The organism is Methylobacterium sp. WL19, assembly GCF_008040005.1.
GTDB classification, from domain to species: domain Bacteria; phylum Pseudomonadota; class Alphaproteobacteria; order Rhizobiales; family Beijerinckiaceae; genus Methylobacterium; species Methylobacterium bullatum.
Genome location: NZ_VRVC01000008.1, coordinates 32,670 through 59,375 on the forward strand (window position 1 = coordinate 32,670; position 26,706 = coordinate 59,375).

23 protein-coding genes are annotated in these 26,706 nt (G+C 68.3%); 11 read left to right on the forward strand and 12 right to left on the reverse strand.

Features of this window, described 5'->3' with window-relative positions; translation table 11 throughout:
* Window positions 1–17: 17 nt before the first annotated feature.
* Window positions 18–737, forward strand: a complete 720-nt coding sequence (locus FV220_RS03300; protein ID WP_056148602.1) for a YggS family pyridoxal phosphate-dependent enzyme — start codon at window positions 18–20, stop codon at window positions 735–737.
* A 52-nt stretch (window positions 738–789) separates the two neighbouring features.
* Here the strand turns inward: FV220_RS03300 and FV220_RS03305 are convergent, their stop codons facing one another.
* Window positions 790–3,681 (reverse strand): phosphoenolpyruvate carboxylase, encoded by a 2,892-nt coding sequence (locus FV220_RS03305; protein ID WP_147829635.1) that lies wholly within the window; start codon window positions 3,679–3,681, stop codon window positions 790–792.
* Between the two features lie 502 nt (window positions 3,682–4,183).
* Here FV220_RS03305 and FV220_RS03310 point away from each other — a divergent pair.
* Together FV220_RS03310 and FV220_RS03315 are read left to right on the forward strand one after the other, a co-directional pair.
* Window positions 4,184–4,852 (forward strand): hypothetical protein, encoded by a 669-nt coding sequence (locus FV220_RS03310; RefSeq protein WP_147829636.1) that lies wholly within the window; start codon window positions 4,184–4,186, stop codon window positions 4,850–4,852.
* Between the two features lie 25 nt (window positions 4,853–4,877).
* Window positions 4,878–5,306: a cupin domain-containing protein gene (locus FV220_RS03315; protein WP_018045854.1), complete on the forward strand. Its 429-nt coding sequence runs from the start codon at window positions 4,878–4,880 to the stop codon at window positions 5,304–5,306.
* 137 nt (window positions 5,307–5,443) lie between these two features.
* Here the strand turns inward: FV220_RS03315 and FV220_RS03320 are convergent, their stop codons facing one another.
* The 3 genes from FV220_RS03320 to FV220_RS03330 form a co-directional block, all read right to left on the reverse strand.
* A complete protein-coding gene (locus FV220_RS03320) occupies window positions 5,444–6,748 on the reverse strand; it encodes an HlyC/CorC family transporter (RefSeq protein WP_056160451.1) in 1,305 nt (434 codons plus the stop codon).
* Window positions 6,749–6,947: 199 nt separating this feature from the next.
* Window positions 6,948–8,066 (reverse strand): 3-dehydroquinate synthase, encoded by a 1,119-nt coding sequence (gene aroB / locus FV220_RS03325; RefSeq protein ID WP_147829637.1) that lies wholly within the window; start codon window positions 8,064–8,066, stop codon window positions 6,948–6,950.
* Window positions 8,063–8,686 (reverse strand): shikimate kinase, encoded by a 624-nt coding sequence (locus FV220_RS03330; RefSeq protein WP_018045857.1) that lies wholly within the window; start codon window positions 8,684–8,686, stop codon window positions 8,063–8,065. Before FV220_RS03330 ends, aroB begins: the two co-directional genes overlap by 4 nt.
* Before the next feature lie 321 nt (window positions 8,687–9,007).
* Here FV220_RS03330 and FV220_RS03335 point away from each other — a divergent pair, with 321 nt between their 5' ends.
* A complete protein-coding gene (locus FV220_RS03335; RefSeq protein ID WP_018045858.1) occupies window positions 9,008–9,160 on the forward strand; it encodes a hypothetical protein in 153 nt (50 codons plus the stop codon).
* A gap of 35 nt (window positions 9,161–9,195) precedes the next feature.
* Window positions 9,196–10,152, forward strand: a complete 957-nt coding sequence (locus FV220_RS03340; RefSeq protein WP_056148620.1) for a site-specific tyrosine recombinase XerD — start codon at window positions 9,196–9,198, stop codon at window positions 10,150–10,152.
* A gap of 29 nt (window positions 10,153–10,181) precedes the next feature.
* Here FV220_RS03340 and FV220_RS03345 read toward each other — a convergent pair whose 3' ends face one another.
* From FV220_RS03345 to FV220_RS03355, 3 genes are all read right to left on the reverse strand, one after another.
* Window positions 10,182–11,213, reverse strand: coding sequence for a helix-turn-helix transcriptional regulator (locus FV220_RS03345; protein ID WP_056148622.1), 1,032 nt, complete (start codon window positions 11,211–11,213; stop codon window positions 10,182–10,184).
* Between the two features lie 368 nt (window positions 11,214–11,581).
* Window positions 11,582–12,748, reverse strand: coding sequence for an AI-2E family transporter (locus FV220_RS03350; protein WP_147829638.1), 1,167 nt, complete (start codon window positions 12,746–12,748; stop codon window positions 11,582–11,584).
* 136 nt (window positions 12,749–12,884) lie between these two features.
* Window positions 12,885–13,376, reverse strand: a complete 492-nt coding sequence (locus tag FV220_RS03355) for a molybdenum cofactor biosynthesis protein MoaE (RefSeq protein ID WP_018045862.1) — start codon at window positions 13,374–13,376, stop codon at window positions 12,885–12,887.
* A 224-nt stretch (window positions 13,377–13,600) separates the two neighbouring features.
* On the opposite strand from FV220_RS03355, the gene FV220_RS03360 reads away from it, so the two are divergent.
* Both FV220_RS03360 and FV220_RS03365 read left to right on the forward strand, forming a co-directional pair.
* Window positions 13,601–14,620, forward strand: a complete 1,020-nt coding sequence (locus tag FV220_RS03360) for a gamma carbonic anhydrase family protein (RefSeq protein WP_056148632.1) — start codon at window positions 13,601–13,603, stop codon at window positions 14,618–14,620.
* A gap of 124 nt (window positions 14,621–14,744) precedes the next feature.
* The gene (locus FV220_RS03365) at window positions 14,745–15,617 is read left to right on the forward strand and encodes a DUF3108 domain-containing protein (RefSeq protein ID WP_147829639.1); all 873 of its coding nucleotides are present in this window, start codon (window positions 14,745–14,747) and stop codon (window positions 15,615–15,617) included.
* A 10-nt stretch (window positions 15,618–15,627) separates the two neighbouring features.
* Here the strand turns inward: FV220_RS03365 and FV220_RS03370 are convergent, their stop codons facing one another.
* Window positions 15,628–16,185, reverse strand: a complete 558-nt coding sequence (locus FV220_RS03370; protein ID WP_147829640.1) for a pyridoxamine 5'-phosphate oxidase family protein — start codon at window positions 16,183–16,185, stop codon at window positions 15,628–15,630.
* Between the two features lie 102 nt (window positions 16,186–16,287).
* The gene (locus FV220_RS03375) at window positions 16,288–16,902 is read right to left on the reverse strand and encodes a TetR-like C-terminal domain-containing protein (protein ID WP_056423157.1); all 615 of its coding nucleotides are present in this window, start codon (window positions 16,900–16,902) and stop codon (window positions 16,288–16,290) included.
* Between the two features lie 184 nt (window positions 16,903–17,086).
* Here FV220_RS03375 and FV220_RS03380 point away from each other — a divergent pair, with 184 nt between their 5' ends.
* Window positions 17,087–20,512 (forward strand): acyl-[ACP]--phospholipid O-acyltransferase, encoded by a 3,426-nt coding sequence (locus tag FV220_RS03380; RefSeq protein WP_147829641.1) that lies wholly within the window; start codon window positions 17,087–17,089, stop codon window positions 20,510–20,512.
* Here the strand turns inward: FV220_RS03380 and FV220_RS03385 are convergent.
* Together FV220_RS03385 and FV220_RS03390 are read right to left on the reverse strand one after the other, a co-directional pair.
* Complete coding sequence (locus FV220_RS03385) at window positions 20,449–21,684, reverse strand: aminotransferase class I/II-fold pyridoxal phosphate-dependent enzyme (protein WP_147829642.1); 1,236 nt, start codon at window positions 21,682–21,684, stop codon at window positions 20,449–20,451. The two genes, FV220_RS03380 and FV220_RS03385, sit on opposite strands and share 64 nt — an antisense overlap.
* A gap of 50 nt (window positions 21,685–21,734) precedes the next feature.
* Window positions 21,735–23,300 (reverse strand): hypothetical protein, encoded by a 1,566-nt coding sequence (locus FV220_RS03390; RefSeq protein ID WP_238253837.1) that lies wholly within the window; start codon window positions 23,298–23,300, stop codon window positions 21,735–21,737.
* 145 nt (window positions 23,301–23,445) lie between these two features.
* Between FV220_RS03390 and FV220_RS03395 the strand changes: the two genes are divergently transcribed.
* The 3 genes from FV220_RS03395 (at window position 23,446) to FV220_RS03405 (ending at window position 26,097) form a co-directional block, all read left to right on the forward strand.
* Window positions 23,446–24,714: an adenosylmethionine--8-amino-7-oxononanoate transaminase gene (locus FV220_RS03395; RefSeq protein ID WP_056148666.1), complete on the forward strand. Its 1,269-nt coding sequence runs from the start codon at window positions 23,446–23,448 to the stop codon at window positions 24,712–24,714.
* An 81-nt stretch (window positions 24,715–24,795) separates the two neighbouring features.
* Window positions 24,796–25,185, forward strand: coding sequence for a response regulator (locus FV220_RS03400; RefSeq protein ID WP_056148853.1), 390 nt, complete (start codon window positions 24,796–24,798; stop codon window positions 25,183–25,185).
* 357 nt (window positions 25,186–25,542) lie between these two features.
* Window positions 25,543–26,097 carry a MarR family winged helix-turn-helix transcriptional regulator gene (locus FV220_RS03405; RefSeq protein WP_147829648.1) on the forward strand — a complete coding sequence of 185 codons (555 nt, stop codon included), beginning with the start codon at window positions 25,543–25,545 and terminating at the stop codon, window positions 26,095–26,097.
* Between the two features lie 66 nt (window positions 26,098–26,163).
* Here the strand turns inward: FV220_RS03405 and FV220_RS03410 are convergent, their stop codons facing one another.
* Window positions 26,164–26,412 (reverse strand): hypothetical protein, encoded by a 249-nt coding sequence (locus FV220_RS03410; protein ID WP_018045875.1) that lies wholly within the window; start codon window positions 26,410–26,412, stop codon window positions 26,164–26,166.
* Window positions 26,413–26,706 lie beyond the last annotated feature (294 nt).

Genomic DNA, 26,706 nt, shown 5'->3' on the forward strand with positions numbered 1-26,706 from the left:
TTCGCCCGCGAGACATCATGCCCGACTCCACCACGCCGAGATACGCCCATCCTGACGCCGCCGCCGTCGTCGCCGGGCTTGAAGCCGTGCGCGATAAGATCGTCCAGGCGGCTCAGGATTCCGAGCGGGACCCGGCCACGATCTCGCTGGTGGCGGTCTCGAAGCTCATCGATGCGGACGGCATCGTCCCGGCTCTTGAGGCAGGGCATAGGGTTTTCGGCGAGAACTACGTTCAGGAATCGAAGGCGAAGTGGCCGGCTTTGCGCGAGCGCTTTCCCGATGTCGAGCTTCATCTCGTCGGGCCGCTCCAATCGAACAAGGCCCGCGAGGCGGTGGAATTGTTCGATGTGATCCATGCCCTCGACCGGCTGTCACTGGCGGCGGCCCTGGCCAAGGAGATCGAGCGCACGGGGCGCACGCCGAAGCTGCTCGTCCAGGTCAATACCGGTGACGAGCCGCAGAAGGCCGGGGTCTCGCCCTCGCAGGTGGACGTCCTCCTCAGCGAGTGTCGTGAGACCCATGGTCTGGCGATCAACGGGCTCATGTGCATCCCGCCGGCCGAAGCCCCGCCATCGGCGCATTTCGCCCTCCTGGCCCGCATCGCCGAGCGCCACAACCTGCCCATCCTTTCCATGGGCATGAGCGCGGATTACCCGGCGGCGATCCAGATGGGCGCCACCCATATCCGCGTCGGCACAGCGATCTTCGGGGAGCGCCCCCGCGCCGCAGGGGCCTGAGCGGCACCGCTCGTCCCGGGGCCGCGCAGCGGAACCCGGGATCCACGGTGCCCTACCCGAACGCTCCCACCTCGTGCTGGATCATGCCCGACAGCTCGCGGACGCGGGCGAAGGACTGGCGGATCGGGCCGAAGATCGTCTTGTGCTCCGATTCGTAGGTGCCGACATCGCGCGGTCCGGCGGGCTCGCCGAAATTGAGGCCGAGGGTCGGGTCCGGCGTGATCGGGAAGATCTCGTCGAGCATGGCGAGGCAGCCGTCGATGTCGAGGCGGAGGAAGCGCTCGATCAGCTGCTCGCGGGTGATGCCCGATTGCGGGCGGAAGCCGGGAATGTGCACGGCCAGGAACCAGATCCGGTGGATCAGGGCGAGGCGCAGGGCGTGGAGCATCGTCAGCCTCACCGACATCTTGCCGAGGTCCGGGGCGGCGGATTGCAAACTCAGCCAGTCGCTGGTGAGGCGACCGAACAGGCGGCGCAGGTCGGGGGCGAGGCGCAGACGGTCGAGGGCGGTGGCGATGACGAGAAGTTCGTCGCGCCGGTCGTCGCGCTGCGTGCGCCGTGCCCGTTCCAGCCACATGGCCGGGTCGAGCGTATCGATATAGGCGCGCAGCACATCGAGGTCGCCCACCGCCGAGGCATGCTGGGCGAGGCGGAACGCGCGGGAGAACCGGACCGAATCGCGGCGCATGTCGCGGAACAGATCCGGTGCGCGGCTCGCCGCCCGGCCGAGGCCGTGGAGCGAATTCGCGAGGTACCCCAGTTGGTGCAGGATCGCGTTGTTGGGAATCGCCCGCATCTGGCGGGGATGGGTGATCATGCTGGGGCCGCCGCTATCGGTCTGGCGGGCCACCGGACGCGAGCCGGTGCGGTCGAGGAGGCTAGGGCCGAACGTGCCCAGCAATGCGGCGTAGCCAGGGTCGTCCACCAGGGCTTCCATGTCCTGGCGGGCGACGGTGAAGAACTCGGCGGCGAAATCCGCCTCGCCATAGATCGGGTCGTCGGTCTCGTCGGCGCCCGGCGCGTCGGAAAGGACATAGTCGGCGAAGGAATCGTCGTCGGCGATGTCGAAGGCGAAGAGGTGCTCGGCGATCCGCTCCACCGTGGCGCGGGCGAGCGCTTGCGTGCCGAACATCAGGTAACCGTCCGAGCCCTGGAAGCTGGATTCCAGCCGCACCTTGATGCCGGCCTTGCGGTTCCGGTGCCGTGAATCCTCCGGCGCGAGATAGGCGAGGCGGTCCCGCAGGGAGGTCGGATGGGCGCCGCGGCCGATCGATTCGCCATGGGTATCGAAGATCGCGAGTTCGATGCCGGACAGGCCGTTCTGCGTCATCAGGTCGGTGATGCGCAGGCGCAGGCGCTCGATCCAGAAACTCGCGGCGAGCTGGCCGACATAGCGGCCCGAATCCGAGTAGCCGAACTGCACCGTCAGCCGGCCGATGCGCTTGAGATAGGCGCGCCAATGCGGGTTGCGCAGGGCATCGTCGAGGACGCGGATGCCCTGTTCCAGGGCACTCGCCGTCTCGAACAGCGGCGTGATCTCGACCTTGTCGCTGATCCCGTAATGCCGGGCGAGCCAGAGGGCGGCGAGAAGGGTGTAGCCGGTCTCCGTCTCGGCGATGAGGAAGCGCACCGGATGGGTGCCGTCCACGTGCTTCAGGATCTGCGCGATGGTCATCATCAGGCGCGCGGCCGAGGCACGCTCGGCGGCGAGCGCGCCGAAATCCACGGCCACCGGATGCACGTCGTTGAGGAGGGCGTGGATGGTCGAGAGGTGCGAGCGCCGCTGCGCCGCGTCCGTCGGCTCCCCTTCGAGGTCGATGACCCGGCGCACGGCGTTGTGGATCTGGCTGGCGTTGAGCCGGAAATGCGGCAGGGCGTTCGACAGGCCGTGTGTCGCGATGCCGGAGCGCAGGAGAGCGATGGCGCGCTTGTCCTCGTCGCTCTCGACGCCGCCCAGGGCTCCGGCGAGGCCCGCCAGGAGCGGCCCGGAATCGGTCTGGGCGCGCTCCCGCTCGATGATGAGCGCCAGAGCGAAGCGGTGCACCGCCTCCAGGGTAGGCTTGGTCCCGAGGCGCGGGGCGACGGCGAGTTGCCGGTTGACGGCCGCCAGCGCGCCCTGCGTCAGGTCCCGCACCACGTTGGTGGCCGGCACGTTCGGCAGGTGGCGCATCACCCGGTCGAGCTGCATGCGCTTCGATTCCAGGCGGTAGCGCAGGGTGTCCCACCAGCCGATATCGGTGCGCCCGTCCGTGTCGCAGCCAACCCAGGAGGCGAGGGCGAAGGGCTTGAGCACCAGTTCCGTCCAGCGGTCGGGCCAGCGCGAGCGGGCCGCATCGAGCAGGGCTGCGTTGAAGCTGTCCAGGGCCGCGCGGCCGTGATTGGCCGCGAGGCAGGCCTGTTCGAACTCGTCGTCCAGGCTGATCTTCGCATCCGGCCGGGTCGAGAGGGCGGCGGCCTTCTCCATCAGGGGCCGGCGCGCCGCCTCGCTGTCCTGGGACGCGGCCTCGGCGATGAGGGCCGCCACGGCCTTCGGCATGCCGAAGGTCGGGTGGGCGGTGAACACCACGGCGAATCCGGTACGGCCCACGAGATCGCGGAAGGTCTCGAAATCCCCTGTGCCTTTCGGGATCGCCGCCAAGAGGCGCGCCGGCATCGTGCTGTCTGCCGATGCCTGCGCGTCCCGGTCCAGCCCGACATAGCCGCGCAGGCGCTCGGCCCGGGCTACCAGGGATTGTGTGCGTAACCGGGTGAACAGGCCGTCGAGGTCGTCCTCGTCGATCTCGTCGCGGTCTAAGCGGCGGGTGATCGCGAGCGTCACCGCCAGGACGGGATTACGGAACGGATCCTCGCTCGACCGTTCGCGAGAATCCTCGATGAGGGCGATGAGATCCTGTTCCAGCTTGCCGGGATCGGGCACCGTATTGGCTGGGCTGCGGTCAAGCATGCGCATCGATCGACCTTGTCTGGACAGAAGAAAGAGGACGGCCCCGAAGCCGAGTCGCCTTAGAACAGGTTGGGCGTCGCGCCGGCGACAATGCGTGCATGACGACCCGTCATCCACCGATGGATCGCTTTGCGAACCGGCGCCACCACCGTGCAAGGCCAATCCGTCCGCATGGTTTCGGCTCCGCGTTCCCTCGGCGCAAGGGGCCGAAACGAGACGCAAGGACCGTTCCGGCCAGGGCGACCCGGGCGGCAATGCCTGCCTCTGTGCGAAAGCACTCCTGTGGCGCGCCACAAGTGGATGCAAGCCGGCCCTCGCTGGGGTAACCCTCTCAGCCATGCAGATCTCTTCGATCCCGTCCTGTCCTTCCGGCAACCCGAACTCCGCGTTTCGGCCTTGGAGGATGCGGACTGGGAGTCGCCTGGCGCTGGTCTCCTGCGTTGCTCTTTTATGCGTGATGCTGGGAGTCTCCCCCGGTTTCACACAAGAGGACGCCGCGCCATTGGGCGAGGCCGAGGCTCCGGCCCCCAAGCCTAAGCCGAAACCAAAGCCCAAGCCCAAACCGAAACCCGTCGCCAAGCCAGCCGAGGCGTCCGATGCTCCTCAGGCCGCGCCCCTGCCGACGCCGGCGGCCAATCTCGCTCCCGTGAAACTGCCCGAGCTCATCGTGGTCTGCGACAACGGCCAGGGTGCGTTCTACGAGGGCCAAGGCGCCGTCTCGCTCTGGGTGACGCGGAGCGGCACGATCACCGTCGACAACCCGCTTCGCCCCCTGACGCCGGAGGCTACCCGCGTGCTGCAGGTCGTCCTCGGCAACAAGGCCGCCACCGCCTTCGGCCCCGATCTCCTGGCCCTGCGCCGGGGCGGCAGCCCCGCAGCCCTGGAGGCGACGATAGGCGGCCCGGTCCGCTGGGACGAGCAGCTGACGGTGCTGCCGGATTTCCTCAACATCGTCTCGGAGGCCGGCGAGGCTCTGGCACGCCTCGATTACCGCCGCTGCGGCGATGCCCCGGAGGTGAAGGCGGCGCCCGTCGCCAAGGCGAAGCCCAAGCCCGTCGCCAAATCACCGCGCCCGCCCAAGGCCTCCGCCGCCGAGGGAGCTGGGCGAGGGGAGGGCGCGGCTCCTCGCGGCCTTCAATTGCCTCAAGGCGCCATTCCGGCCGGCCAATAACGATCGCGAGACGAGGGAGGACGACATGAAGGCCGCCGAGGTGATCGCCAAGCTGGGGCTTCAACCCCACCCGGAGGGCGGCCATTATCGCGAAACGTTTCGCGATCCGACGGAGGTCGATGGCCGTTCGGTGGGCAGCGCGATCTACTACCTGCTCGATCTCGGCGAGACCTCGGAATGGCATCGGGTCGATGCCTCCGAGATCTGGTTCTGGCATGCCGGCGCACCGATGGTGATCACCACGAGTCCGAACGGTCACGATGCGACCGCCACCTATCTCGGTCCCGACCTAGCCCATGGCCAGCAGCCGCAGATCGTGGTGCCGGCGGGGCATTGGCAGACCGCCACGAGCCTCGGATCGTGGACATTGGTGAGTTGCACCGTCTCCCCGGCCTTCCGGTTCGAAGGGTTCGAGATGGCGCCTCCGGGCTGGCGGCCGGTGCCGCGCGGCTGAGAGAGGCGTGTTTCTCCGTTCGCCTTGCCGGGGGCCTAGAGCTGCGCCCGACCACGTTGGGTCGGGGCACATCTCCAGGCCTTTGTTGTGCCGCGCTCTTTTTCGCCGAACCGGCATCCACTTCGGCGGAGAGCGCTCTAGCCCTCGATCTCGTCCTTCTTCGCGATCATCGGCACGAGCGGGGTGATCCGCAGGGCGGTGATGCGGTTCTTCGCCTTGCGCAGGACCTGAAACCGGAAGCCGTGGAAGTTGAAGGCGGTGCCGGTATCGGGGATCGCGCGCGCCTCGTGGATGACGAGGCCGGCGATGGTCGTCGCCTCTTCGTCGGGCAGGTTCCAGTCCATGGCGCGGTTGAGATCGCGGATGGCGACGGAGCCGTCGGCATTCACCGAGCCGTCCCCCTGGGGACGCACCCCGGAGACCGCGACGTCGTGCTCGTCGGCGATGTCGCCGACGATCTCCTCCAGGATGTCCTCCAGGGTCACGAGCCCCATGACCTCGCCGTACTCGTCGACGACGAGGGCGAAATGGGTCTTCTTGGTGAGGAAGGCCTTGAGCTGGTCGCGCAGGCTGGTCGTGTCGGGCACGAACCAGGTCTCGAGGGCCAGGGCCTCGACCTTGAGACCGGAGGCGTCGCCTCCGGCGGCGTCGAGCGCGCGCAACAGGTCCTTGGCGTGGAGCACGCCGATGATGTTCTCGGAGGTGCCGCGCCAGAGCGGCATGCGGGTGTAGGGCGAGGACAGCACCTCCCGCACGATCTCCTCCGAGGGGAGATCGGCATTGATGGTGCGCATCTTTGTGCGGTGCACCATGACCTCGGAGACGGACAACTCGTGAAGGTCGAGCAGGCCGCCGAGCATGTCGCGCTCGGCCTTGGCGACGCCGCCCTCGCGGTGGAGCAGGGCGACCTGTCCGCGAATTTCCTCGGTGGGCGAGAGGATCGACTGGTGCTGCCCGATGCTGATGCCGAAGGGGCGCAGCATCAGTCGCACCACCTTCTCGATGGCGATGGCCGCCGGGCCGAGGAGCGCCACCGCGAAGGCGACGGGCCGCGCCATCACCAGGGCGGCCTGGTCCGGCTTGTTGATGGCGAGGGTTTTGGGCAGCACCTCGGCGAAGACGATGACGAGGACCGACATCACGCCGGTGGCGTAGAGCACCCCGCTCTTGCCGAAGATCGTGGTCAGCACGCTGGTGGTGAAGGCGGAGGCGCCGATGGCGACGATGTTGTAGCCGATCAGCATGGCGCCGATGAACCGCTCGCGCGAGGCGAGGATGCGGTTGACGACGCGTGCCCGCAGGTCGCCGCTATCTTCCAGGGAGAGCATCCGCGCCCGCGACGCCGCGGTGAAGGCGGTCTCGGCGCCTGCGAAGAAGGCCGAGAGCAGCAGCGACATCACCACGATGCTCGCGGCGAGCCAGAGGTCGGTATGCGTGTCCATCAGGCCGTCGTCGCATCAAGCCGTGCCACACCGGCACGGTGCCGGTCTTGGCGAGCCCCTCTCATATACCAACCCGCGACCGAAGCGATGCCGTGGCACCGGATCTGAGCCGAGAGGTCGGCATGGCCGCTCCCGATCCCAGCCGCCCGGAGACAGGTGGTGTCCCCGAAGCGAGGTCAGGGCAAGGGAGGCGATCCAGTCACGCCCCGCGTAACTCGTCTTGGAGAAAAGCCTTCACCTCGGCGCGGTCGATGCCCGGTGCGATGAAGCTCTGGCCGATCCCGCGGGCGAGGATGAAGGTCAGCGCGCCGTCGCGGACCTTCTTGTCCTGGGCCATGGCGTCGAGGATGGCGTCGGCGCCCCCGCATCCGCCGGGGACGGCCTGGAGCCGGGTGGGCAGGCCGGCGAGCGCCAGATGGTTGGCCACGCGGCCGGCATCCTGACCGGGGCAGAGGCCGAGGCGGGCCGAGAAGCGGAAGGCCAGCGCCAGGCCGATGGCGACGCCCTCGCCATGGACGAGGCGGGCGGATTCGTAGCCGGTGAGCCGTTCCAGGGCATGGCCGAAGGTGTGGCCTAGGTTGAGCAGGGCGCGCTCGCCATCCTCGCGCTCGTCGCGCACCACGACGCCGGCCTTGGCCCGGCAGCAGATCGCCACCGCCTCGTCACGCTCCGGACCACCGGAGAAGATGCCGGCCCAGTTGGCCTCGCACCAGTCGAAGAAGCCGGAATCGGCGATGAGGCCGTATTTCGCCACCTCGGCGTAGCCGGCGCGCATCTCGCGCTCGGACAGGGTGTCGAGGGTGGCGGTGTCGGCCAGGACCAGGCGCGGCTGATGGAAGGCGCCGATCAGGTTCTTGCCGAGGGCTGAGTTGATGCCGGTCTTGCCGCCCACCGACGAATCGACTTGGGAGAGCAGGGTCGTGGGCGCCTGGACGAAGCGGACACCACGCCGGAGCGTCGCCGCCGCGAAGCCCGCGAGATCGCCGACCACGCCGCCGCCGAGGGCCACCACGAGGTCGTTGCGCTCGATCCGGTGGGCGAGGAGCCCGTCGCAGACCTGGGCGTAGACCGCATAGCTCTTCGAGGCCTCGCCCGGCGCGACGGTGACGAGGCCGGAGCGCAGGCCCGCCGCCTCCAGGCTCTCGCGCAGGCGTTCGCCATAGAGCGCCGACACCGTATCGTCGGTGACGATGGCGGCGGCTTTGGCGCCGAGGGCGGCCACGCGGACGCCTGCCTCGGCGAGGAGGCCGCGGCCGATATGGATGTCGTAGTCCCGGCCCTGGTCGAGGGGGACGTGGACCGTCTGTCCGTCACTCACTGCGCGGCGACGCCTTGGTTCGAGGGGCCGTTGAGATAGGCATCGAGAGCTTCCATCACGTCCTCCACCACGCGGTCGTGCGAGACGTCGCGCGAGGGGATCATCACGTCGGCACTGCCATAGACGGGATGCCGGATCTCCATCAATTGCCGCATCGTCTCCTCCGGGTCGTCGGTCTGGAGCAGGGGGCGATTGCCGCGCTTGCGGACGCGGCGCATCAGCACGTCGAGCTCCGCCTTCAGCCAGACCGAGACGCCGCCTTGCGCGATCCGCGCCCGGGTCGCCTCGCGCATGAAGGCGCCTCCGCCGGTGGCCAGCACCAGCGGCCCTTCGCGGATGAGCCGGGCGATGACGCGCTCCTCTCCCTCACGAAAGCTCGGCTCGCCGTAGATGGCGAAGATGTCCGGGATCGTAAGATGGGCCGCCGCTTCGATCTCGTTGTCGGCATCCTTGAACATCAGCCCGAGGCGCGTCGCCAAGCGCCGCCCCACCGTGCTCTTGCCGGCGCCCATGAGACCGACGAGCACGATCGAGCGCGCGCCGAGGGCACGGCGGAGCCTGACTTCGATGGGATCGGCGGCGATGTCGCCTCCCGATGGCTCGGTCTCGGTCTCGGTCATTGTTAAAATCTTGATACACGTCTTCACGCGATCCTAGCGCGTTTCATCCGCCGGGCGAAGCGAGGCCGTAAGGCGCGACGCGATTCTTCCCGGGTCGGGTTTCTTTCGGGCAGGTTTCCTCCTCCCGCGAAGCCTCCCGGACCGGTGAGGCCGATCGCCGCTCGGCGGCCATCAATCCCTTGCGGCGCTCCGTGTGGCTCCGAAGTCCTTGCCATCGCGCGCCCGGCATGGTGCAAACCCTTGGCTTGGCTGCTCAATGATCTGCTGGCCGACCGACGCCGTTCATTTTCGCAGAGTTCCCTCCGACCGAGGTTCGTCCGAGTGCCGACCCTGTTTCGTTTTCTCGCCACGCTCGCCATCCTCGGTGGACTGGTCTTCGCGGGCATGTTCTCGCTCGCCACCTTCGTTCAGCCCACGCCCCGGGAAATGAGCGTCAGCATTCCCTCTGCGAAGCTGCAGCCGCCCGGCCGGTGACGGGGTCGGAGAAGGCTGACGAGGTGACTGGTGACGTGGCGGGCGCCGAAGGTCCGGACCTCATCGTTGCCTATCTCGAAATGCTGTCAGCCGAGCGTGGCGCTGCCGCCAACACGCTCGCCGCCTATCGCCGCGACCTCGACCATTACCTCGCGGCCCTGTCCGCCTCGGGACGTGATCCGCTCGATACCGATGCGGGCGAGGTCCGCGCCTATCTGGCGGATCTCGAGACCCAGGGACTGAAGGCCTCGTCCGCCGCGCGCCGGCTGTCCTGCATTCGCGGCTTCCACAAGTTCCTGTACGCCGAAGGCCTCGCCGAGACCGATCCGAGCGCGCCGGTGGGCGGCCCGCGCAGGGGGCGCACCCTGCCCAAGGTGCTGTCGGTGACCGAGGTCGACGACCTTTTGCGCACCGCCCGCGAGCGGGCCGTGGCGACGCCGGCCGAGGAGACGCCGGGCGAGCGGCGACGCGCGGTCCGGATGCTGTGCCTGCTGGAAACCCTCTACGCCACCGGCCTGCGCGTCTCGGAACTCGTCGCCCTGCCGCGCGCGGCCGCCACCACGAAGCAGCGCTACCTCGTGGTGAAGGGCAAGGGCGGGCGCGAACGGCTGGTGCCGCTCACCGATCTGGCGCGCGCCGCCATGCGCGAGCACCTCACTCATCTCACCGGCGACGGTCCCTTCCTGTTCCCCTCCGACAGCGAGAGCGGTCACCTGACCCGGCAGGCTTTCGCCCGCGACCTCAAGATTGCGGCGGCGGCGGCCGGGATCCGCGAGGACCGCGTGAGTCCGCACGTGTTGCGCCACGCTTTCGCCAGCCATCTCCTGCAGAACGGGGCCGATCTCAGGATCGTGCAGGAACTCCTGGGCCATGCCGACATCTCGACGACCCAGATCTACACGCATGTCCTCGACGAGCGCCTGAAGAGCATGGTCCGCGATCTCCACCCCCTCATGGACGACCCGGCCGAATCCGGTACAGCGCCCGCCTGAACGGGCCACCGCGCCGTTCCGGCCATGTTTCATCCGGCGATCTGCCTCCCCTTGCTGACCGCGATCGTCGCCCCATCCATGAGCGAGAACACGATACCTGCGCTGCGCAGGGCGCCGATCACCTGATTGCGGTTGGCGACCGAGACGGAGGCAATGGAGCCTTCGAGCCGCCGGATCGTCGAAAGCGACACTCCCGAAGCTCCGCTCAGATCCGCCATCGACCAGTCGAGCAATGCGCGCGCCGCACGGACATGACCGGATTCGAGGTGCTGTTCGAGGCCGAGCCGAAGGCGTCCGGAGGGTCTGATCCGCAGCTGGATCGGACCGATCAGTTGAGTCCAGCTTTCGATATGCCCCGCATCGTTCAGCACGGGAACCAAGAGAAGGCGGTATCTCACGGTGTCGCCGTTCGCCAACCTGAGGTCCGGCAGGAGGTATGAGGCGTGATTGGACGCGTACATCCCCCCGATACGCGCCGACCATGGCACGCCCTCGGCCTTTACGAACGGTCGTGTGGGGTCCTGCAGGAGCTCGCTCTCGGGAAGGCCGACGAGGTCGAGCCATTTCTGCGAGAATTTTATGAATGGAAATGTGTACGCGGTCGACGTGAAGGCCCGGACGGAATCGAAGATCGCCTGGTCTCGCTGCCGCTGTGCTGCCTCGGCGCGGGCCAGCATGGCAGGATCGCTGATGTCGGCGAGGATGCCATGCGCGCTCAAGGGCCGGCCATTGGGCGTGGTCGTTACCTCCACGCGGCTCATGACAGTACAGATTCCGGAATCCGGCCGGACGATGCGGAAGATCGAGGGCGGTACCGTTTCCGATTGCCTGACCAGGTCGGGTTCCATGGTCGGAGGGCAATCGTCCGGATGAATGAGCCGGAACAGAAGCGTGTAATCGGGCCTGATGAGGCCATTGGGAAGCCCTAGGATCGGATAGAGTCCGGGCGACCAGAAATGAGTGTTGTCGACGAAATCCCAGTGCCAATGACCGACGTTGCCAAAATGTTTGATCTGGCTTGGAACGTCATACCAAAGGTTTCTCGGTATCCCACCATTCATTGTTAAACCGCGAGCTCACGACAATCGTCGGAGCTACGGCCCAGCCGAGGGGAACGACGACCTGAAACAACAGATATCTAACTTTTGATATGATCGCAATATTTCTCGAAGAACCATCCTCACCGCAACGTGAGATTGTAGGATGATCGTCGGTGTTATTGATCGGTGTTTCCAAGCCTCCCGGTGGAGACGCCTCGATCTCGATCACGGATCTCCGGCGCTGCTTTACGATTATTGAACGAGGGCGATCTTTTGAATGACGATGGCCATTTAAGGCAGCAATGCGAATGCCATGGCGGACCGTTGTTCCATCCGCCCCGCGTCGACGTCTCGGCTGTTGTCGTCAGGCCGTTCCGACAGCGTCGCGCTTACACATCCGCCTCCTCGTCGAGCGTGTCCTCGATATAGACCTGTTCCAGCAAGACCTTGATCACCGCCATCAGCGGCAGCGCGAGGGCGATGCCCCAAAGGCCGAACAGCACACCGAGCACGAGCTGGCCGGCGAAGATGGTGGCCGGCGGGATGTCCAGAGCCCGCTTCTGGATGAAGGGCGTCAGCCCGTAGCTCTCCAGGCATTGCACCACGAGGTAGACACCGAAGGCGCCGAGCGCCGCATTGGTGCCGGAGGCGAGGCCCGCCAGCACGATGATGACACCGGCGATCAGCGGGCCGATGGTGGGGATGAAGGCGAGGAGCCCCGCCTGCAGGCCGAGGATGAGGGCGCCGCCGATACCGAGGAAGCTCAAGCCCGCCCAGATGCAGACGAAGATCACCGCCATGGTGATGAGCTGGCCGAACAGCCAATGCCGCAGGGTCTCGCCCATGCCGTCGAGGAGAGCGGTGGCGCGCGGGCGGTAGCGAGGCGGCACGAACCGGACGGCACCGTCGCGGTAGCTGGCGGGATCGGCCGCGCAGGCGAGGCCGAGGAACACGATCACCAGGACGTTGCCCAGCGCGCTGAACAGCCCGGTGACGACGGCGGCCGCCGGTCCCAGCATGCTGCCGGCATCCGAGAGGAGGGAACCGGGGCTTTTGATCGCCCCCGAGGCGAGGCCGCCGAGGCCCCCGGCCTTCTTGTCCTTGTCGGTCTCGTTGTCATTGGCTTTGTCGGGGCCCTGGTCGCTCGACGTCGGCTCCGGTGCCGAGAAGGCCGGCAGATCGATCCCGTATTCCTTCAGGCGGTCACGGACAGACCCCGCCTGTTTCGTGACGGTCTGGCCGAGCTCCCTGCCCTGCTGCACCACCGTCGCGCCACCGAAGGCGAGAAAGCCGAGGGTGAGCCCGCCGAGGACGAGGCTGACGATGGTGAGCCGGAGCCCGCGACCGAGCCCGATCACCTGGCCGAGCAGGCGCGTCAGCCCATCGAGGAAGACCCCGAGCAGGATTCCCCCGAAGATCAGGAGCAGGGTCGAGGCGGCGGTCCAGGCGACGATCAGCAGGGCGATGAACGCCACCACCGCGATTCCCGAGGCCGCCGGCGACCAGTTGGCGGGGTGCGGACCCGGCTCGTCCTTGATCGGCGTACCCTGCTGCATCTGCCCGTCCCCTCGCGCGGTCTACCGAAGCGCGGTGCGAACGGGCGCGCGAAACCCGTCACAGGCAAGGGGCGCACGGGCTGGGGCGCGCCCTCCTCTGTGGACGGACCGGAGGCGAATCGCCGCCGGTCCGCCCTCACGCCCAGCGTGACGCGGCCTCGTCGTCGGCGCCCGTGGCTTCGACCCAGCCCCCCATGGTGCCGTCGGCCAGATGCTCGCGCTTCCAGAACGGAGCCTTCGTCTTGAGGTAGTCCATGAGGAAGCTCGCCGCCTCGAAAGCGGCCACGCGGTGGCTTGCCGCCGTCACCACGAGGACGATGCCGTCGCCCGGCGCGACGAGGCCGTGCCGGTGGATCACCCGCACCGCCTGGAGCGGCCAGCGGTCCTGCGCCGCCTCCACCACCCGGCCGATCTCCGCCTCGGCCATGCCGGGATAGTGTTCGAGTTCGAGTCCGGTCAGGCGCCCGCCCTCGTCGCGGCACAGGCCGGTGAAGGTGACGATCGCCCCGGTCCTGCCTTGAAGCGTACCGCTCAGCGCGGCCATCTCCGCAGCCACGTCGAAGGGCGCGCTCTGGATGCTGATCGCGGCTGCGCCCCGATCGTTCGCCGTCGTCTCGCCTGCTGACATCCGTCGATTCCTTGACGCATCGGCGCGAAAGCCCTCGCGACCGGGTTTGATCCCCCTTAAGGGATGCGCGACATTGCAAAGTCCGCGCGGTGGTTTCACGCTGTTGCGCGTCGTTCAGGCAACAACATTCCGGCGTCCGGCCTTATCACTCGACCGGCATGGGTTCCATGCCCCGCCGGTCCCATGGCCGGTCCACGCCATCGTCTTCGAAGGAACCCCCTCGCGTGACGCCTGAGTTGATCCTGCCCCATGACGGCGTCCTGCCGGTCTTCTCGGCCCGTCCGGTCTGGTGCGGGCGCGGAAGCACGGTCATCGGCGCCGCGACGATCGGTGCCCAGGCCTGGCTCGGCGACGACAGCGTGATCCGTGCCGACGGCGAGGCGGTGACCGTCGGTGAGCGCTTCTGGCTCGGCCATCGCTCGACGCTCCACATCGCCACCGATTCGCACCCCACCCTCGTCGGTGACCGGGTGACGGTGGGCCGCAACGCCGTGGTCCATGCCTGCACGGTGGGGTCCGACGTAGTGATAGAGGACGACGTCATCGTCCTCGACGGCGCCACCGTGGAGGACGGAGTGCTCATCGAGGCCGGGGCCACCGTCTTCCCGCGCTCGCACCTCGCCGCGGGCTTCGCCTATGCCGGCAGCCCGGCGAAACCCCAGCGTCCCATCACCGCGGCCGAGATCGCCGAGCGGGCCGAGCGCGTGCGCGAGGCCACGGGGGATACCCCGTCGCCCGTCGCCGGCGACGAGATCGACGTCGATCCGAGTGTCTACGTCGCCAGCACCGCGCGCCTGCGCGGCCGCATCGCCCTCGGCGCTGGGTCGAGCGTATTGTTCTCCTGCGACCTGCATGCGGAGGTCGGCCCCATCCTCGTCGGCGCCGACACCAACATCCAGGACAACACCGTCATCCGCGCGCGGGCCGAGGGCGTCGTCATCGGTCGCGACACCACGATCGCGCACAACGTGCGGATGGCCGATTGCCGGATCGGCGCGCGCAGCCTCATCGGCATCGGCTGCGTGCTCGCCCCCGGCACCGTGGTGGCCGACGACGTGCTGCTCGCCGGCGGCTCCACCACCGATCCGGGCCAGCTCCTCGAGAGCGGCCATCTCTGGGGCGGCCGCCCCGCCCGCATCCTCGGCCCCCTCGACGCGGACAAGCGCGCGATGATGACCCGCATCGTCGCCGGCTATTGCGAGCATGGGCGGGTGTATCGGCAGATGGAGACAGGTGAGAACTGAAGGGAAGCGCAAAGCGCGCCTGCCGTCCGGTTCTCGAATGCGACGATCACCCGGCAGGTGCCGGTCCGCACCAGCACACGTGGCGGCATCTCTTAAGGGATGACGGCATGCAGGAGGGCAGCGCATGGTCGCCTCGTCCAATGATGCTTGGGAGACACGCTCCATTGCGGTGATCGGCGCAGCGCTTCTGGCCCTCGCCGTGCCGGCCCCCGCTTCGGCCGCCCCCGAGCCTCAACGCTTCTCCATCACCTATCGCCTGTCGTTCCTCGACCTTCCCGTCGGCGAGGCCACCCTCGCCGTCGATCAGGCGGGTGGGCGCTATGCCTACGATCTGAAGGCGGGCCTGCGCGGCCTTGTCGGTGTCTTCTTCGAGGGATCGGGGACCGCGTCCGCATCGGGGGAGCGGTCGCGGAGCGGAGCGCTCACCGGCACGTTCCGATCCGAGAGTCTCTATGGACGAAAGCCGGTCCGGGTCTCCATGGTTCTGTCGGGCGGACGCGCGCATGACGAGAGCGTGGAGCCGCCTCCGACTCCGACGCCCGACCGGATCCCGGTGGCGCCGCAGGACAAGGTGGGTGTCGTCGATCCCCTGACCATGCTGGCGATCCCCCTCGGCGCGGCGCCCCTCGACGTCGCCCTCTGCGAGCGCCGCATCCCGGTCTTCAACGGGGTGGCCCGGGCGGATATCGTCCTCTCGCGCGGGGTGCTGGTGACGGTCCAGGAAGGCCCCTATCGCGGACCGGCACTCGATTGCCGGGCGCGCTGGGTGCCGATTTCGGGCCACCGCCCCAATGGCAGCAGCGTGCGCCGCATGGCCGAGAACGACGACATCCGCGTACGGCTCGCCCCCGTTCCGGGCGGCGCGATGCTGTTGCCGCTCACGATCTCCCTGGCCACCGGCTGGGGGCAGGCGGGGATCGAGGCGACGCAATGGGGTGCGCCGCTCAAGGCCGGCGGACGCGGCGCGGTGAAGGTCCACCTGCCCAACGCACGGTAGGGCGTCCGCCCTATTCCTCCGCGAACAATCCCGTGGGCAGCCCGTCCATACTGCGCGCGTTCTTCTGGCGGCGATAGGCGTCGAGTTCGGCCTCCGTCTTGGCCTGGGCCCAGCGGTCGAGGGTGGGACGCTCCTCACGGTAATCGAACACGGGCACGCCGTAGCCGCAGGAGGTCTGCACGAGATCGATCGTGAGGCGCACCATCTGGCGCGCTCCGAGCGGCTCCTGCCCGTCGTACACTTCCGCCAGCAGGCCGGCATAGGCCTCGCCGCCCCGCGCCAGCACCTCCCCGCGCCCGTAGAGCCGCAGGATCGTCGGGGCGCCCTCGAAGGCGCAGAACATCACCGTCAGCCGTCCGTCCGCACGCAGATGAGCGGCGGTCTCGTTGCCGCTTCCGGTGCGGTCGAGATAGATCACGGTGTTCGGGTCGATGACCCGGAACGTATCGGTGCCGCGCGGTGACAGGTTGATCCGCGTGCCCTCCGCCGCCGATGCGGTGAAGACGATATGCTGCCGGGCGATGAAATCGAGGTGGCGCTCGTCGAGGGCCGGAAACTGCTTGGCCATGGGGCTTTCGGACGACAGGGGCGGGCTTTGAAACCTACAGCATCGTGCCGGATCTCGCATCCACGGCGATGCTGACGAACGCTTCCGAGAAGGAATGGCGGATCAGCGCAGGAACCGCCCGACCAGAAGTCGCGCCAGGTCGCGCGGCGGCTCGGGGGTGAGGACGGCGAGCTTGTTGGAGGTGGACAGGGAGGCGAGCCCGTGAAGGCCGGCCCAGAGGGTCGCCACGGCCTGTCGTCTCTCGCTCGCATCCGGGATCAGAGGTTCGAGCACCCCGTCGACGAGGTCGGTCGCCTGGGCGAGGGCGGCGGCGTACCAGTCGGGAAAGGTCGAGTCCGGTGCCAGGGAATGTTCGAAGACGAGGCTCCAGACCTGAGGGTCCGAGGCCACGAAGGCGAGATAGGCATCGGCGAGGGCAAGGGCGTTGTCGCGCGGACCGGCGTCGGGACGGATCGCGCCGGTGAGGGCCGCGTGCAGGCGCTCCAGGGTCCGGGCGTTGACCCGCATCACCACGGCGTCGAGATCGCCGACACCGTTGTAGATCGAGTTCGGGGCGTAGCCGATCACCGAGGCGAGCCGGCGCATGCCGAGGCCGCGCAGGCCCTCCCTGCGGACCAACCCCTCTGCCGCCTTGGTCACCAGGGCTTCGAATTCCTCGCGGTTATGCTCGCCTCGTGGGCCGGTGCCCCGCCGTGCCGGTTTCGTTGCCTTCGCCACGCCATCCCCGCCATCGCGTGCCGCCCGGCACCTCGCCGACGCATAGATTGCACGCCGTACAAAATCAACGTTGCCGCCTTCGCGAACGGCAGTTATTTTGCACAACGTTCAAAAATCGCGGCCGTGCCGGATTTGACGGTTCGTTACAGGGTGGGCAGTCATGGTCCGCCCCGAGGAGACCCTGATGTTTCGTACCTTGATGACGACCCGCCGGTTCGCGCCCCTGTTCTGGTGCCAATTCTTCTCGGCATTCAACGACAATTTCCTGAAGAACGCTCTGGTCTTCCTGATCCTGTTCAAGGTCGCGGGCGCCGGGGGAGAGGCCGCCCATCCGGGCATCCTGGTGACCCTGGCCGGCGCCGTCTTCATCGGCCCGTTCTTTATCCTGTCGGGTCTCGGGGGCGAACTCGCCGACCGCTACGACAAGGCACTCATCGCAAAACGCCTCAAATTCGCGGAGATCTTCGCCGCCGCCGCCGCCGCGATCGGCTTCTTCCTCCACTCGGTGCCGATCCTGTTCGTGGCGCTCGGCCTGTTCGGCACGGTGGCGGCCCTGTTCGGCCCGATCAAGTACGGCATCCTGCCCGACCACCTGAAGCGCAACGAGCTGACGGCGGGCAACGCGCTGGTCGAGGCGGCGACCTTCCTCGCCATCCTGCTCGGGACCATCGTGGCCGGCTTCGCCAGCGCGCTCGGCGGCGATGCCCTGGCCTTCAGCGCCCTGATCATGGTGTTCGCGATCCTGTGCTGGCTTTCGGCCCGACAGATCCCCTCCACCGGCGAGGCAGCGCCGACGCTCAGAATCGATCCCAACGTCGCCCGCTCCACCGTGGCCCTGCTGCGTGACCTCTATGCCGATACCCGGCTGTGGCGCGGCTCGCTCATCGTCAGCTGGTTCTGGCTGGTGGGTGCCGTGGTGCTCGCCCTACTGCCGGTGCTGGTGCGCGAGAGCCTGAACGGCTCGGAGACGGTGGTCACCCTGCTGCTCGCGATCTTCTCGGTGGGCATCGCCGTCGGTTCGGCCCTGGCCTCCTGGCTCGCCAGCGGACGCATCGTCCTGCTGCCGACGCCGATCGGCGCGCTGTTCATGGGTTTGTTCGCCCTCGACCTCGCCTGGACCGTCTCGCACCTGCCGCCGGTCTCCGGCGAGGTGATGGGGGCCGGCGCCTTCCTCTCCACCGGGACGGGCCTTCGCGTGGCGGCGTCCTTCGCCGGCCTCGCCATCGCGGGCGGCCTCTACATCGTGCCGTCCTTCGCAGCCGTGCAGGCCTGGACCGACAAGGACAAGCGCGCCCGCGTCATCGGCGCGGTGAATGTCCTCACCGCCGCCTTCATGGTCACCGGGGCGCTGGGGCTAGCCGCTCTGCAGGGCGCGGGCTGGTCGATGGCCTCGCTCCTCACCCTCATCGGCGTCGCCAACCTCGCCGCCGGCGTGATCGTGCTGAAGGTGATGCCCACGAGCGCCTTCCGCGACTTCCTCTCGATCTTGTTCCGCGCCTTCTACCGGCTCGAAGTGCGGGGTCTCGAGAATGTCGAGAAGGCCGGCCCCAACGCCATCATCGCCCTCAACCACGTCTCGTTTCTGGATGCACCGCTGGCCCTCTCGCTCCTCGACAAGGAGCCGGTCTTCGCCGTCGACCACGGCATCGCGCAGCGCTGGTGGGTGAAGCCCTTCCTGCGGGTGACCAAGGCGATGCCGCTGGACCCGACCCGGCCGCTGGCCACCCGCACGCTCATCAATGCCGTCAAGAACGGCGAAACGCTGATCATCTTCCCCGAAGGCCGCCTCACCGTCACGGGAAGCCTGATGAAGGTCTATGACGGCGCCGGCCTCATCGCCGAGAAATCCGGGGCCAAGGTGGTTCCGGTGAAGATCGAGGGGCTGGAGAAGACCGCCTTCTCGCGCCTCTCCCGCAATCAGGTCCGCCGCCGCTGGTGGCCGAAGGTCATCGTCACGGTGATGTCGCCGGTGGCGCTTACCGTCGACCCCGCGCTGAAGGGCAAGAACCGGCGGCGCGCGGCAGGAGCGGCGCTGTACGACATCATGTCCGATCTCGTCTTCGACACCGCCTTCATCGACCGCAGCGTGATGAGTGCCCTGATCCAGGCGGGCACCGACCATGGCTGGCGCCGCACCGCGCTGGAGGATCCGGTCACGGGCACGCTCAGCTATTCGCGCCTCGTCATGGGCGCCAACATCCTGGGCCGGAAGCTGATGCCGCTCGCCGCCGAGGGCAAGGCCATCGGGCTGATGCTGCCCAATGCCAACGGCGCGGCGGTGACGTTCTTCGCCCTGGCCAGCGCCGGGCGCGTGCCGGCGATGATCAACTTCTCGGCCGGCCCCGCCAATGTCCTCTCGGCCTGCACCGCGGCAGAGGTGGACACCATCCTCACCTCCCGCGCCTTCATCGAGAAGGGCCGCCTCGGCGGCCTGATCGAGGCCATCCAGGGCAAAGTGAAGCTCGTCTATCTGGAGGACGTGCGCGCCAGCGTCACCACCGGCGACAAGATCCGGGGCTTCCTCAGCCCCCGCAAACCCCTCGTGGCGCGACGAGGCGACGATCCGGCGGCGATCCTGTTCACCTCGGGCTCGGAGGGCACGCCCAAGGGCGTGGTGCTCGCCCATCGCTGCATGCTCGCCAACACCGCCCAGGTCGCGGCCCGCATCGATTTCGGGCCGAGCGACAAGGTGTTCAACGTCCTGCCGGTGTTCCACGCCTTCGGACTGACGGCGGGCCTGATCCTGCCCCTGGTCTCCGGCGTGCCGGTCTACCTCTACCCGTCGCCGCTGCATTACCGGATCGTGCCGGAACTCATCTACGGCTCGAACGCCACCGTCCTGTTCGGCACCGACACGTTCCTCTCCGGCTACGCCAAGACGGCCCATTCCTACGACCTGCGCTCGCTCCGCTACGTGGTGGCCGGCGCCGAGGCGGTGAAGCAGGCGACCCGCAAGACCTGGAGCGAGAAATTCGGCCTGCGCATCCTCGAAGGCTACGGCGTCACCGAATGCGGGCCGGTGGTCGCCCTCAACACGCCGATGTTCAACCGCTTCGGCACGGTCGGCCGGCTCCTGCCGGGGATCGAGTCCCGGCTCGAACCGGTACCCGGCATCGAGGAGGGCGGCCGTCTCTCGGTGAAGGGTCCGAACGTGATGCTCGGCTATCTCAGGGCGGAGAAGCCCGGCGTGCTCGAGGCACCGCCCGACGGCTGGCACGATACCGGCGACATCGTCGCCATCGACGCGGAAGGGTTCGTCACGATCAAGGGCCGCGCCAAGCGCTTCGCCAAGATCGCCGGCGAGATGGTGTCGCTGGCCGGCATCGAGGCCATCGCGGGCGAACTCTGGCCGGATACGCCGAGTGCGGTGGCGGCGGTGCCGGATGCGCGCAAGGGCGAGCGGCTGATCCTGTTCACGGAGCGCAAGGACGCCACCCGCCCCGCCTATCAGGCCTTCGCCAAGGCCAAGGGCGCCACCGAGATCGCCATCCCGGCCGAAGTGGTGGTCTTGGACAAGCTGCCGATGCTGGGCACAGGCAAGGTGGATCAGGTCGGCGTGGTCAAGCTGGCGCACGAGCGGGCCGGCGGCGAGTCGACCGCGGCGGCGTAGGTCTCGCGAACCCTCTCCCGCAAAGGGGGGAGGGTTCGTGGCCATTGTCCCATCACCGCCTCGGCCAACCCCTCCACCTGCGCCTCCGTATGCGCGGCGGAGAACGCCACACGCAGCCGCGCCGTCCCGGCCGGGACCGTGGGCGGGCGGATGGCGACCACGAGATAGCCCTGCTCCTCCAGAGCGGCCGAAAGGCCGAGCGCGGCGTCCGCTTCGCCCACGAGGATGGGGACGATGGGGCTCTGTGCCTCGGGGAGGCCGAGTTGCGCGGTGAAGCGGCGGGCGAGGGCGAGCGGACGCGCTGCGAAATCCGGCTCGGCCTCGACGATGTCGAGGGCGGCCAGGGCGGCCGCCGCCGAGGCCGGGGGAAGCCCGGTGGTGTAGACGAAGCTGCGGGCGCGGCTCGTCATCAGATCGACCACGGCGCGAGAGGCGCAGAGATAGCCGCCATAGGAGCCGAGCGTTTTCGACAGAGTGCCCATTTCGAGGGGCGCCCGCGCGTCCTTCCCGATGACGCCGAGGCCGTGGGCGTCGTCCACCAGGGTCCAGGCATCGTGCGCGTCGGCGAGATGCAGGATGTCGGCGATCGGCCCCCGGTCGCCGTCCATGCTGTAGACGCGTTCCGTGAGGATCAGCGCATGCTGGTGGCGGGAGCGGTGCTTGGTCAGGAGCGCTTCGAGATCACCGAGGTCGTTATGGGCGAACCGCAGCACCTTCGCGCCGGAGAGCCGCGCCCCGGCCCAGAGGCAGGAATGGCCGAGCGCGTCCACGAGGATCAGGTCGCGCGGGCCGGCGAGCCCGGAGACGATGCCGAGATTGGCGAGATAGCCGCTGCCGAAGACCAGGGCCGCTTCCGTCCCCTTATGGGTGGCGAGGCGCTCTTCCAGGGCGGCGAGGGGCGGGTGGCTGCCGGTGACGAGACGGGAGGCACCGGCCCCCGTCCCGTAAAGGGCGGTCGCGGCCTGAGCCGCCGCGATGACGCGCGGATCCTGCGACAGGCCGAGATAATCGTTGCAGGAGAACGAGACGAGGCTGCGCCCCTGTCGCGTCGCCGCCGCCTGCGGGCCGCGCATGGTGGGAACGAGGTGCCGGCGCAGGGAGGTCTCGTCGAGGCGGGCGAGATGGTCGCGGGCGAACGCTTCGAGGCTGGTGGTGCGGTCGGGGTCGGACATGGGAGCGGGAAGGAAGCCCGCGCCATCGCGATGTCAAGCACGCGCGATGGTCACTCGCCCGGCCGGCGCCTCTCGATGCGGTAGAGCGCGAAGCGCGCGGATGCCGCCAGGGGCACGAGCAGGCCCGGCATCGGGTTCGGAGCCGAGGGGCCGACGACGTAGAGGTAGTCGAAATCCTCGGTCCAGGTGCGGGTATAGCCCGGCGCGTCCGCGTTGGGCCGGCCCTCGGCGATGTCGCGCAGGATCACCATCGCCGTCGGGCCGCCATAGGGGACGGCCAGACGGCGGTAGCCATCGATCACTGTCACCGGCTGCTTGCCGATGGAGGTGAACAGCGTCGGCACGAACGCATCCGCATAGGCGACGGCCAGCGTCGCCGCGTTGTAGATCGGATAATCGGAGAGGTCGCCGAGGGGGGCGTCCTCTCCGCTGCCGCTATGGCCCACGAGCACGCGGGAACCCGGCTTCAACTGCCCGAAGGACGCGACGAGCGCCGCATACTCGCCCCGGTAGATCGCCGCGACAGTGAGGGCGGAGGCGAGGTTCACCAGGGTCACGCCCAGGACGGCCACAGCGGCAAGTCGTCCCCAGGCCCGGCTCGGTGGCGACACCACGATGAAGCCGGGAACGATGAGAAGTGCTGCCACCGTCACCCGGAGATCGACGAAGGACGTGTCGAACAGGCGCGTGGGCAGGACGACGAAGAGCGCCGCGAGGCCGGCCGCCAGCCAGCACCCGGATTGAATCGGCCGGACCGCGCCTCGCATCGCGGCGGACCCGATGAGGCCGACGAGGATCACCGTGCCGCCGGTGGAAAGCCAAAGATCGTAGCCGTTCAGGGTGGCGAACACCATCAAGAGCTTGGTCTGACCGTTCCAGGCGGTCCCCTCCTGGCCGACGGCGCCTCCGGTCGCCTTCATGACCCCGAAGGCGACGAGTGCCGGCAGGGCGAGGGTGAGGAAGCGCGCCATCGTCGTCGGCAGGGCGGGCTTTCGGGTCCGGGCACGCCAGAGCTCGTGAATGCCGAGGGTGAAACCGTAAAGGCCGAGCGCGAACAGATGGGCGCCGAACAGCAGGGTCACGAAGAGGGTGTGAAGCGCGAGCCGGAGCGGCCAGGCCCGGTCCTGCAGGACGATCCAGCAGGCGATCCCCCACAGCGCGATGCCGAGGGCGAACTGGAAGTTCACGAAACCCCAGGCGAAGGGAACGCTGTAGAGCACCAGCAACGCGAGGAACCCACTCACCTGAAAGCGGCGCTTCACGGCGAGCTCGATGGCGATGGCCCCTGTGATCGTGAGGATCTGGCTCGCCAGCAGGAACAGCCGGGTCGCGAGTTCGACGCTCGTGATCCGCGCGACGAGCGGGACGACGAGATCCATGGCGAGGTTGGGATAAAGCGCCCAGGTCACTCGGTAGAAGGGGTGCGCCTGTGGGGTTCCGTCCCGCACGAGGATGTACATGCGGGCGAGGTGGTTGGGATAATCCACCATCGCCGGGATCGGCATCGTCAGCACCGGGAGCAAGGCGATGACGAACAGGAGAGCGAACAGCGCCACGGTCGGCGGCGACGTGCCCCAAAGCCGGCCGGGGATGAGTTCGGGTCTCTCGGCAGGCACAGGACAGTCCCGGACAACGAGATCCCTCCGGAGGGCCGGTCGATGGCCTGGAGGGCAGGGTCGCAGACCATGCCTCCGACGGCTTTAAGATCGGGTTGCAGTTCGCTCCCTTGACCGTTCGGCCGCGCACGCTCATCCCGCACGAATGCCTACGGATGCGAAAAACTCTCTCTGGCGGCCCTATACGCAGATGCGGACCGCGGCGCCGCCCCTCGAGGCCGTGCGCACCTCGGGCTCGCGGATCCTGCTCGCCGACGGGCGCGAACTCATCGACGGCATCGCCTCGTGGTGGACCGCGGTCCATGGCTACAACCATCCGCATATCCGTGCGGCGGTGGCGGCTCAGCTCGAGGCCATGCCCCATGTGATGTTCGGGGGGCTCACCCATGCGCCGGCCGAGCGCCTGGCGTCCCGCCTCGCCGCCCTGGCGCCGGGCGACCTCGACCACGTGTTCTTCACCGATTCCGGATCGGTGGCGGTGGAAGTGGCGCTCAAGATGGCCGCGCAGATGTGGCTCAACCGGGGCATCGCCGGACGCAGCCGGTTCCTCGCGTTCCGCGGCGGCTACCATGGCGACACGATGGGAGCGATGTCGGTCTGCGACCCGGAGGAGGGCATGCATCGGCGCTTCGGCGCCTACTTGCCGACTCAAGTCTTCTGCGATCTTCCGCGCGACGACGCCACTGCCGACGCCCTCGACCGTGCCTTGGCCGAGCATGGCGATACCCTCGCGGCGATCATCGTCGAACCCCTGGTCCAGGGGGCGGGAGGCATGGTGATGCACGCCCCCGAGACCCTGGCACGGGTGGCGCGGGCGGCCGAGCGGCACGGCCTGCCCCTCATCGCCGACGAGATCTTCACCGGTTTCGGCCGAACCGGCACCCTGTTCGCCTGCGAGCAGGCCGGAATCGTGCCCGACATCCTCTGCCTGTCGAAGGCACTCACCGGCGGCACCATGGCGCTGGCCGCGACGATCGCGCGGCGTCCGGTCTTCGAGGCCTTCTTGTCCGACGATCCCTCGGCGGCGCTGATGCACGGCCCGACTTTCATGGCCAATCCCCTCGCCTGCGCTGCCGCCAATGCCAGCCTCGACCTGTTCGAGACCGAGCCGCGTCTGGAACAGGCACGGGCCATCGAGATCCGCTTGGCAGAGGGACTCTCCGGCCTGCGCGGTCTCCCCGGCATCGCCGACATCCGCGTTCTGGGCGCCATCGGCGTCGTGCAGTTCGCGCGCGCACCCGATCTCGCTGCGCTCAAGGCGTGCTTCGTGGAGCAGGGGGTCTGGGTCCGCCCCTTCGGCGACATCGTCTACCTGACGCCGGCCCTGACCATCGCGCCGGACGATCTCGACCGTTTATGCGAAGCCGTGGCCCACGTGGTTCGGACATCGGCCGACACCGAGGCAGGGCCCTGAAATCTGTCCGCTCCCGCCCTGCAACCTGAACGGATGTTTATCGTTGGATCAAGTTGGGTCAAACGGTGAAGGGTGGGCATCGTGGTGAATGAGACGACGCGCTCGGACGACGACAGGCCGGTGATCCTCCTCGTCGAGGATGAAGCCCTGACGATCATGGACCTCGGGGATGTCCTCGAGGACGGCGGCTACGAGACGGTGCAATGCGCATCCGCTGAGCGGGCGCTGGGTATCCTCCAGGCCCGCACGGATATCCGCGGGCTGATCACGGACGTGGAACTGTCGGGCAAGGTCAACGGGTTCGATCTCGCCAACGCGGTGTCGGAGGCACGGCCGACCCTGCCGATCGTCATCGTCTCGGGCCGTGCCGCCCCCGACCCGGAGCGGATTCCCGCAGGTGCCCGCTTCATTTCCCGTCCCTGCACCGGAGAAGATATCCTCCAGCAGATCCAGAGCCTGATCCCCTGCTGAGACGCCGGACGACAGTCCAGAACCGGTCGTCGGCCTGGTTTCGGCCGGCGAAGATCGCTTTGCCTGGAGGAACATCTCTTCGCCGGCTGTTGGTTTCCTCGCGAATTTGAGCCGACTGTCATCTCAGCTTCACGAGCCGGACGCCATCTGCACGCACATGGTCCGCCTCCTTCGCCGGGATCTCAAACGGCGGCTCGGGAACGCGGCCTCCTGCGGGTGTGGAGTCGGGCGGCGATGGTTTCGGCTGAAGAGCGAGGGGCGGTATCGTCCGGCAAGGCCATATCATCGGGCAAGTCCGAGTTGGGCAAGACCGAGTTGGGCAAGACCGACAAAGCCGGCAGGGACACCGAACAGACGATGGGCAAGTCCGACAAACGTATTCGCCCTCCCGGCTCGAAGAGCGTCGGGTGGGCCCTGGTCCAGGCGGCGCGGCTGCACCGCTCTCGGGTGGGGGATCGTCTCGCCTCCCTCGACCTGTTCGCCGGGCAGGAACAGGTGGTTCAGGCTTTAGCGGTCGCCGGCACGATGACCATGGGCGATCTCGCCGCCACCCTGCGGGTCCGGCCGCCCACGGCCTCGAAGACGATCTCGCGCCTTGCGGCCCTCGGCTTCGTCGAGCGGCGCGCAGAGGCAGGGGATGGCCGCATCGTCCGCGTGCGACTCACCGAGGCGGGCCTCGCCAAGGCGGAAGCCATCGAGCGCCTCTGGGACGAGGTCGAAGCGGAGATGCTCGATGGGTTCGACGGCAAGGAGCGACGCCGCCTGCGCAAGCTCCTGCGCAAGGCCGCCCGCAACCTCGCCGACGTCTCGGGTGTGACCGGCCACGAAGTCGATGGCGACGCCGATATCGAGAACGACGAGGACGAACCCGATGCGCTGGTCGTGCCGATCCAGAGCGATCGCCTCGACTGAGCCTCGGCGGCTCCTACCCTCGGCAGGCGAATCGGGGACATGTCCGCCGCGACGCAAGGTCAGCTGTCAGATCTTCCGGGCTATACCCGAATGGGCATGGACGCCCTGCTTGCGTTTGGGCGCGCGTCGTTGCTTCCGGCGCTCCAGCCGGAGAGCGAGGCGTCCGGCCAGCCGGTCGATCAAGATAAGGATGCCGCTGACGATAATGGCGAGGGCGCAGGCACTCCCGATCAGGATGCCGATCACGCCCGGCGTCGGGATCACCATGAGACAGACGAGCCCGAAAAGGGCCGTCAGGGGAACCCATTTTGCCATGACGCGGACGGCCCTTCGGTATCACAGGACCGAAGCTGTCACACTCGCATAAAGACAAACTTAAACTGATGAGCTTCGTTTCGAGCAGGACCGCCGGCCCTCCCGGTCGCGGGAGGGCCGGTCAGGGTTCGGCTCAGCGGTGGTGACGGTGGCGGTAATGGCGACGCGAGTTCATGCGCGTCCGATAGGCGCGACGGCCCGGATCGATCCCGAGAGCGCCGTTGACCGTCCCGACCGCGCCGCCGACGGCGCCGCCCACGATGCCGCCGATCGGTCCGCCGACCCGGTCACCCT